9 protein-coding genes are annotated in these 7,890 nt (G+C 74.4%); 3 read left to right on the forward strand and 6 right to left on the reverse strand.

All coding sequences use genetic code 11. The annotated features are described in order from the left end of the window. Window positions 1–1,399, reverse strand: a 1,399-nt coding sequence (locus tag GTW43_RS00350) for an MFS transporter (RefSeq protein ID WP_237536321.1), incomplete at its 3' end; no start/stop codon positions are given. 115 nt (window positions 1,400–1,514) lie between these two features. Here GTW43_RS00350 and GTW43_RS00355 point away from each other — a divergent pair. Continuing rightward, the gene (locus GTW43_RS00355; RefSeq protein ID WP_161299511.1) at window positions 1,515–1,949 is read left to right on the forward strand and encodes a MerR family transcriptional regulator; all 435 of its coding nucleotides are present in this window, start codon (window positions 1,515–1,517) and stop codon (window positions 1,947–1,949) included. 20 nt (window positions 1,950–1,969) lie between these two features. Further along, complete coding sequence (locus tag GTW43_RS00360; RefSeq protein WP_161299512.1) at window positions 1,970–2,995, forward strand: aldehyde reductase; 1,026 nt, start codon at window positions 1,970–1,972, stop codon at window positions 2,993–2,995. A 12-nt stretch (window positions 2,996–3,007) separates the two neighbouring features. Here GTW43_RS00360 and GTW43_RS00365 read toward each other — a convergent pair whose 3' ends face one another. From GTW43_RS00365 to GTW43_RS00385, 5 genes are all read right to left on the reverse strand, one after another. Further along, complete coding sequence (locus tag GTW43_RS00365; RefSeq protein ID WP_161299513.1) at window positions 3,008–3,904, reverse strand: NAD-dependent protein deacetylase; 897 nt, start codon at window positions 3,902–3,904, stop codon at window positions 3,008–3,010. A 56-nt stretch (window positions 3,905–3,960) separates the two neighbouring features. After that, on the reverse strand, window positions 3,961–5,145 hold the full coding sequence (locus tag GTW43_RS00370) for an amidohydrolase family protein (RefSeq protein ID WP_161299514.1): 1,185 nt from the start codon (window positions 5,143–5,145) through the stop codon (window positions 3,961–3,963). A gap of 46 nt (window positions 5,146–5,191) precedes the next feature. Further along, window positions 5,192–5,842 carry an alpha/beta fold hydrolase gene (locus GTW43_RS00375; protein WP_161299515.1) on the reverse strand — a complete coding sequence of 217 codons (651 nt, stop codon included), beginning with the start codon at window positions 5,840–5,842 and terminating at the stop codon, window positions 5,192–5,194. 99 nt (window positions 5,843–5,941) lie between these two features. After that, a complete protein-coding gene (locus GTW43_RS00380; protein ID WP_202500864.1) occupies window positions 5,942–6,316 on the reverse strand; it encodes a recombinase family protein in 375 nt (124 codons plus the stop codon). A 131-nt stretch (window positions 6,317–6,447) separates the two neighbouring features. Next, a complete protein-coding gene (locus GTW43_RS00385) occupies window positions 6,448–6,894 on the reverse strand; it encodes an ATP-binding protein (protein ID WP_343245845.1) in 447 nt (148 codons plus the stop codon). A 327-nt stretch (window positions 6,895–7,221) separates the two neighbouring features. Between GTW43_RS00385 and GTW43_RS00390 the strand changes: the two genes are divergently transcribed. Continuing rightward, on the forward strand, window positions 7,222–7,890 hold a 669-nt coding region (locus tag GTW43_RS00390), incomplete at its 3' end, for a helix-turn-helix transcriptional regulator (RefSeq protein WP_161299516.1).

Raw genomic sequence — 7,890 nt, forward strand, 5'->3', positions numbered from 1 at the left:
TCTGGAGGATCACGGCGCTGAGGGCGCTGCCGGTCGAGTATCCGATGTACTTCACGACCTGATTGAAGCTCATCGCGCTGCCCGTCTCCTGCGGCGGCACACCGCCGACGATGAGCCCGGGCGTCACGGCGAAGGTGACGCCGACCCCGAGACCGGCGAGCGCCATCATCGTGCCGATGCCCCACAGGCTCGAGCGCGCGACCAGGAAGCAGACGAGGGCGGCGAGCGAGAGCAGGCAGCCGAGCGGCAGCATCCGGGCGGGGGTCGCCGCGCGGCCCAGCATCCGCACCAGCCGGCCGGTGAGGAGGCTGGCCGCCGAGAACGGGACGAGGAGCAGGCCGGTGACGACGATGGAGGCGCCGAATCCGTACCCGGCGGACGTCGGGGTCTGCACGTACCGGGTCACGAGCGAGATCAGCAGGTAGGTGCCGACACCGCCGACCATCGTGGTGAGGTTGGCGACCAGCACGCCACGGTCCTTCACGAGGCGGATCCGCACGAGCGGGTGCGTCGAGTGCAGGGAGTGGACGATCCACCCGGCGAGCAGGGCGACGGCCGCGGCGGCGAGGGCAAGGAGCGTCGGGGAGCCCCAGCCCCACCGCTCCCCCTCGGCGAGGGTGACGAGGAGGGCCGCCATGCCGCCGGCCAGGAGCAGCCCGCCCGGGTAGTCCATCGGCACGGAGGGCCGGTGCGGCGGCCTGGGCACGACGACGAGCGTCGCCGCGAACGCGGCGGCGGCCGTCGCGGCGGCGAACCAGAAGCCCGCGTACATGCCGAGGTACTCCGCGAACATGCCGGTGATCGGGTAGCCGAGGCCGATGCCCGCGGCGGTGGTCAGGGACAGCGTCGCGACGGCCGAGCGCGCCCGGTCCGGGGGCAGCGCGTCGCGGGCGGTCGCGATGGCGAGCGGCACGAGGCCCATGCCGACGCCCTGGAGCGCGCGTCCGACGAGGAGGCAGGCGAAACCGAGCGGCAGTGCCGCCAGGAGGCTGCCCACCAGCACGCTCGCGAGGCCGGTGAGGATGACCCGCTTGCGCTGCGGGCCGTCGCCGAGGCGCCCCATGACGGGGGTGGCCACGGCTCCGACCAGCATCGTCACCGTGAGCGCCCACTGCGCCGTGGAGACCGACACGTGGTCGGCCGCGGCGATCGTCGGGATGAGCGGCGCGCCGAGGCTGCTGACGACGGCGACGAGCATGCCGAGCGAGACGAGAACGGGCACGAGGGCGCGGGGGTGACGGAGCCCGGCCGGTCCTGACGTCGTGACCGGGCCTGGTCCGGTCGAGGCGTCGGCGGTCGAGGGGACGGAGGAGGACGGGGAGGACGAGGAGGAGTCGGGCGCGGACGCCGGTATGGAGGGCTGCAAGGGTTTCCCGTTCACGTCATCAAGCGATGTCATTGCATGATGACACGAACGTCCCCGTGGTCCGACCGCCGCCCGGCCCGCCGCCGCCCGGCGGAGCCGGCGGGCGCGCCTTGACTTGAAGCGCTTGAAGTGTCGGAGGCTGGGGCGCATGGCGATGACGTACGAGGCCCTGACGATCCAGCAGGTGGCACGGCGCACCGGACTGACCGAGCCGACGCTGCGCTACTACGAGAAGATCGGCCTGATCGGCAGCGTGGACCGCGACGACAGCAGTGGGCACCGGCGCTACGGCCCGGCGCTCGTGGAGCGGATCGAGGCGCTGGGCTGTCTGCGCTCGACCGGCATGAGCGTGCGCGACATGCGCGCGTACCTGGACCACCTGGACGCGGGGGACGCACCGCGGCTGCACGCGCTGTTCCGGGACAACGCCGAGCGGGTCGCCGAGGAGCGGGAGCGGATGCTGACCCGGCTGCGCTACCTGCGACTCAAGGCCGATCTCTGGGCCGCGCGCGAGCGCGGCGACGCGGCCGCCGAGGAGCGTGCCGTCGAAGCGATCGCGCCCGTCATCGCCGCACTCCGTTGACGAAAGGCAGGCAGAGGACCATGAACGATCAGCGTGTTCTCGTGACGGGCGGCAGTGGACATGTCGGCTCGCACGTGGTGAAGCGGCTTCTGGACGACGGGTACCGGGTCCGCACGACCGTGCGCTCGCCGGACAGCGCGGCCAGGGTGCGGCAGGCGGTGGGCGGCGCGCCCGCGGACCGCCTGGAGTACGCCGAGGCGGAGCTGACCGCGGACGCCGGGTGGGCGGAGGCCGCCGCGGGCTGCGACTACGTCCTGCACGTCGCGTCGCCGTTCCCGGCCACCCAGCCGGACGATCCCGACGAGGTGATCGTGCCGGCCAGGGACGGCGCCCTGCGGGTGCTGCGGGCGGCACGGGACGCGGGCGTGAAACGGACGGTGCTGACGTCCTCGTTCGCCGCGGTCGGCTACAGCCGCCGGCCCGGCGACACGTACGACGAGTCCGACTGGACGGACCCGGCGGACGACAACACGCCCTATGTGCGCTCCAAGGCGGTCGCGGAGCGCGCCGCCTGGGACTTCGTCGCCGCCGAGGGCGGGGGGACGGAGCTGTCGGTGATCAACCCGACGGGCATCTTCGGTCCGCTGCTCGGCCCGTACCCGTCGGCGTCGACGGGGCTGGTGAAGGCGATGCTGGACGGCGCGATGCCGGTGGTGCCGCCGGTGTGCTTCGGTGTCGTCGACGTGCGGGACGTCGCCGACCTGCACGTGCGGGCCATGACCGATCCGGCGGCGGCCGGGGAGCGCTTCCTGGCCTGCGGCGGAGAGGCCGTCAGCTTCCTCGGTATCGCGCGGGTCCTCGCGGAGCACCTGGGCGACGCGGCGGCGCGCGTCCCGGCGCGCGAGCTCACGGTGGCGGAGCTGCGCGCGGCGGCACAGGAGGACCCGCGGCTGCGGGACGCGGTCCGGCAGGCAGGACGGGTCCCGGTCATCCGGACGGACAAGGCGCGCCGGCTCCTCGGCTGGTCCCCCCGCGCGGTCGGCGCGACGCTCGTCGACACGGCCACGAGCCTGATCGGGCACGGCCTCGTGGCGCCGGTCCGGTGAGCGCGCCCGGCGTCAGGGGCGCACCCGGTCCACGACCGCGGACATGACCTCGCCCAGGGGCAGTTCGACCCGGTGACGGGCCCAGCGGTCGCCCCGGGTCGGCCCCTGGTTGACGATCACCACCGGGGTGCCGGCCTGCGCCGCCTGGCGCACGAAGCGCAGCCCGGACATGACGGTGAGGGAGGAGCCGAGGACGAGCAGCGTGGCCGCGGTGTCGACCAGCAGGCGGCAGGCCGCCACGCGCCCGGGCGGCACGTTCTCCCCGAAGAAGACGACGTCCGGCTTCAGCACCCCGGTCCGGCACACCGCACACGGCACCACGCGGAACGTGCGCACCGCGTCCTCGGGCAGGTCCACGTCACCGTCCGGGTTGACCCGCGCGGCCCGGTGCCGCTCGGCGGTGTCCTCGAAGCCGGGATTGGCCTCGCGCAGCCGACGGTCGAGGTCCGCGCGATCGCTGAGGTTTCCGCAGGTCAGGCAGGTCACCCGGTCGAGGCTGCCGTGCAGCTCGATGACATCCCGGGCGCCGGCGGCCTGCTGGAGCCCGTCCACGTTCTGCGTGATCACGCCGGTGACGAGGCCCGCGTCGGCGAGGGCGGCCACCGCACGGTGACCCGCGTTGGGCCGGGCCCGCGTCATCGCCCGCCAGCCCAGCTGACTGCGCGCCCAGTACCGCTGCCGGGCCTGCTCCTCGCCGGTGAACTCCTGGTACGTCATGGGCAGATGGCCGCGGCGCAGGGAGCCCTGCTCGCCGCGGTAGTCCGGGATGCCGGACTCGGTGGAGAGCCCGGCGCCGCTCAGGACGACGACGCCGCCCGCCTCGACGGCCTCGACGACGGCCGCCGGGTCCGTCGAGGCGGGCACGCCCTCGCCCGTGGGCTCCCAGGTCAGCGTCGGTCGCATGCGCATGCCTGCCAGCTTACGTACGTCACCGGCTGAGCGGGCCCCGGGCGCCCGGGGCCCGCTCAGCCGGCCGGCACGTGGCGTCGGCCCGCGGCGAACACCGCCGCGACCTTTTCCAGCACCTCCAGGCCGTCCTCCGGGTCGCCCTCGACGACGAGCAGGTCGGCGCTGTATCCGGTGGTGATCTGGCCGGTCCGCTCCCCGAGGCCGAGCGCGGCGGCGGACTCCGCCGTGGCCATGGCCAGGACCCGGTGCGGGGAGAGCCCGAGGTGCTCGTAGAAGGTGAGGCTGCCCGGCAGGCCGCCGAAGGCCGCCCGCTGGACCCCGGCGTCGGTGCCGGGGACGATGCGGGCGCCCGCCTCGACCATGCGGCGCACGGCGGCGAACAGCGCCTCGGCGCGTTCGGCGCCGAAGAACTGCGGCAGCATCCGCCAGTTCGGGCTCACGGTCGGGCAGACCGCGATGCCCCGCTCGATCGCCCGGGCCAGTACGTCCTCCTGCACGGCGAAGCCGGTGGGCGTCATCCAGGAGCAGTGCTCGATCGTGTCCACCCCTGCGTCCACGGCCGCCGCGATCCCGTCGACGCCGTGCGCGTGGGCGGCGACCGGCAGTCCGGCGCGGTGCGCCTCGTCCACCACCGCGGCCAGATCGTCCGCCGTGAACTGCGACTCCCAACTGGCGGCCCCGCCCCGGGTCAGCCCGCCGCCGGTCGCCATGACCTTGATGACCCGGGCGCCCGCCGCGGCGTTGCGCCGCACCAGGTCCCGGATCGCGGTGGTGCCGGACACCTCGCCGCCGAGGAACCAGCAGTGGCCGCCGGGCGGGGTCAGCGGCGTACCGGCGGAGAGGATGCGCGGCCCCGCGGTCTCCCCCGCGGCGGTCTGTTCAGCGAGCCGCAGCGCCAGCCCGTTCCGGTCGCCGAGGTCGCGGACCGTGGTGACTCCGGCGGCCAGGAGCTGCTCCGCGCGCTCCTTCATGGCGGCGAACAGGGTGGCGTCGTCCTGCTCGCGGAACGCGGCGACGGGGTCGGGCCCGGCGTCGAAACAGAGGTGGACGTGGGCGTCGATCAGTCCCGGGAGGACCGTCGCGCCGTGGAACACCAGCCGGGACTCGTCGGGCCCGGCGCACCGCTGCACCTCCTCGCGCGGTCCGACGCAGGCGACGAGACCGTCCCGGACGAGGACGGCTCCGTCGTGGATCGTGTGGGCCTCGGGACCCGCCAGAACGCGGTCCGCGGTGATCAGCATGGTCGCAACTCCCTTCCCCGACGGCCCCTTCCCGGTGGCGCGGCCGTCACTCCAGCAAGGTCACCACACCGCGGGCCGCGGCACGGTGCCAGGACGCGCCGTCGCGGAGCATCGCGTGGTCGCCGCCGGGCACGATCCGCACGTCCGCCGTGGCACCGGCGGCGCGGGCCCGCTCGGCGAACGCCACCGACGCTCCCGGATCGGTGACCCGGTCGCGGTCCCCGTGCAGGACGAGGAGGTGCTTGCCGCGCAGGTGGGCGACCGGCTCGGCGGGCGGGCACCAGGGGGCCAGCGCCACCACACCGCGCACCTGCGGGGCCGCAGCCGCGCGCAGGGCCGCGCGGCCGCCCATCGAGTGGCCGACGAGGACGACCGGGACGTCGCCGACGAGGCGCTCCAGCGCGGCGACGGCACGCTCGGCGTCGTGGAAGGCGTCCGCGTCCGCGCCGTTCCAGCCGCGGACCCGGTAGCGGACCTCGGCCAGGGCGACGGGCGCGTCGCCGAGTTCGGCGGAGGTCGCGCGCACGAAGGGCCGCATCCGCAGCGCGGCCAGGTGCCAGGGCCGTGACACGGCGCGGCTGTCGGCCCGCCCGCCGTGCAGGAACAGCACGGCGGCGCGCGCTCCGCTCGGAACGTGCCGGGGCACGAGCACCGCGCGTGCCCCGTCCGCGGTCGAGCGCTGGTCCTGGTAGGTCATGCCTGCTCCCCGTCACCGGTGTTCCCTCCCAGTGTGGTGCACGCTCCACCGGGGGCGGACGGGGGTCCCGCTCAGAGGGTCCCGCTCAGAGGGTGCCGCTCACGCGGTGCTCAGCGCGGACAGCGGCGCCCAGGTGTACCTGACGCGTACGCCGTGCTCGCGGAGCCAGTCCGTCTCGCGGTGGCGCAGTTCGTGCGCGGACTCGGGGGCGATCGCGTTCGGCCAGCGGACCAGGACGGCCGTGATGTCGCCCGTGCGGACGAGCTGGCGCACCCGGCGCCAGCCGAGCCTGCGGGACGGGTCGGGCTCGCCGTAGGTGTCCGTGACGACCTCGGCGATCGTCAGGCCGCGCTTGCGCGCGAACGCGTGGCCTTCCGTCTGCGCACACTCGGTGGCCGCACCGGGCACGCCCGGTGCCCGGTCCGCGCACACGTACAGCACGACGGGAGATGCGGTGTCGCCGTGGGGGGTCATGGGCGCCTTCTTGGGGTGAGTCGTGGAGAAGGAGTGCCGCGCCGCGTGCGGGGAACGGTGCGGGGCCGTGCGGGCCGGCCGGAGCGCCGGTGGTCGTGCGGGCGGCGGGGTCGCCGCCGCTCCCCCGGATGTCACGGAAGGGCCGTCAGCTCGGCCCAGACGACCTGGCCCTCGGCCCGCGTGGAGCGCGCCGAGCCCCAGCGGTCCGCGAGCTGCTCGACGAGGAACAGGCCGCGCCCGCCCTCCTCGGCGGGGCCCGCACGGTGCCCGGGCGGTGTCACCGGCGCACAGCCCTCGTCGTGCAGCTCGATGCGCAGCCGCTGCGCGTCCTCGGTCAGCGACAGGCCGCACAGGACGCGACCGCTGTCCGTGTGCAGGACCGCGTTCGTCGTCAACTCCGAGACCAGGAGCACCGCGTCGCAGCACGTGTCGCCGGGGACCTGCCAGGCACGCAGCCGCTCGCGCACGGTGTCGCGGGCGGATCTCGCGCTGGTGCGCAGGGCCGGCAGGCCGAACCAGAACTCCCGCCGGGGCGCGGTCGTGGGTAAGGCGGGGGCCGGTGCCGAGGACAGAGTCACGGATGTCGCCTTCCAGCGCCTGCCGGGGAGCGGGCGCGGTGTGGGGAGCGGTGGGGAGTCGGGGGTGCAGCTCGCGCGGTGTGAGACGGATGCCGGAGCCGACGCCCCGGGGTGGGGCGCCCACGACGGCATCAGCATCGCGCGTCCCGTCCGGGCCGGATGCTGCGTCAGAGCTGTGACTCGACCGCTCACGAGTCAACTATGCGCGTGATCGCACCCAGCCTGCAACCGACTCCCTGATAATTTCAGAAGTGCACCTTTCACTCTGGCGTCAACATCAAGTCACTGTCAGAATGGTGCTGTTGACAGTCCCTCAGGAGGTTGGGCGTGAGTGAAGCCCGTTCCGGCACCAGCGCGCCGACGGTCCTGCGCATGATCCTCGGCCGCCGGCTGCAGGACATGCGGCTGGCCGCGGGCGCCTCGCTGGAGGACGCGGCGAAGGCCTTGCGCGTGAAGACCCTGACGATCCGCCGACTGGAGAAGGCCGAGGTCGCCCTGAAGCCTCTCTACGTGGAGAAGCTCCTGGAGACCTACGGCGCGGAGCGCGGGGAGATCGACGAGTTCGTCGACCTGGCCGAGCAGGCGAACGAGCCGGGCTGGTGGCACTCCTACCGCGACGCGGTGCCGAGCTGGTTCACGGCGTTCGTCAGCCTGGAGACCAGTGCCAAGACCCTCCGCACCTACGAACCCCAGTACGTCACCGGCCTCCTGCAGACACCGGGTTACGCGCGGGCGGTCCTGCGCGGCGGGCTGCCGAACGGCAGCGACGAGGAGGTCGAGCGCCGCGTCGAGCTGCGGCTGCGCCGCCAGAGCCTGCTGGAGCGGGAGGACGCTCCCACGCTGTGGGTGGTCATGGAGGAGGCCGTCCTGCACCGCGCGGTGGGCAGCGCGGACGTGATGCGGGAGCAGATCGAGCGGCTCCTCGACCTGTCCGGGCTGGCCCACATCAGTATCGACATCGTTCCGTTCTCCGCGGGCGCGCACGTCGGTGCGTGC

It is taken from the genome of Streptomyces sp. SID5785 (assembly GCF_009870065.1).
GTDB lineage: Bacteria > Actinomycetota > Actinomycetes > Streptomycetales > Streptomycetaceae > Streptomyces.

Coding starts and splice junctions, on each gene's coding strand:
- GTW43_RS00355 (WP_161299511.1), top strand. CDS start 1,515: ATGGCGATGACGTACGAGGCCCTGACGATCCAGCAGGTGGCACGGCGC.
- GTW43_RS00360 (WP_161299512.1), top strand. CDS start 1,970: ATGAACGATCAGCGTGTTCTCGTGACGGGCGGCAGTGGACATGTCGGC.
- GTW43_RS00365 (WP_161299513.1), bottom strand. CDS start 3,904: ATGCGCATGCGACCGACGCTGACCTGGGAGCCCACGGGCGAGGGCGTG.
- GTW43_RS00370 (WP_161299514.1), bottom strand. CDS start 5,145: ATGCTGATCACCGCGGACCGCGTTCTGGCGGGTCCCGAGGCCCACACG.
- GTW43_RS00375 (WP_161299515.1), bottom strand. CDS start 5,842: ATGACCTACCAGGACCAGCGCTCGACCGCGGACGGGGCACGCGCGGTG.
- GTW43_RS00380 (WP_202500864.1), bottom strand. CDS start 6,316: ATGACCCCCCACGGCGACACCGCATCTCCCGTCGTGCTGTACGTGTGC.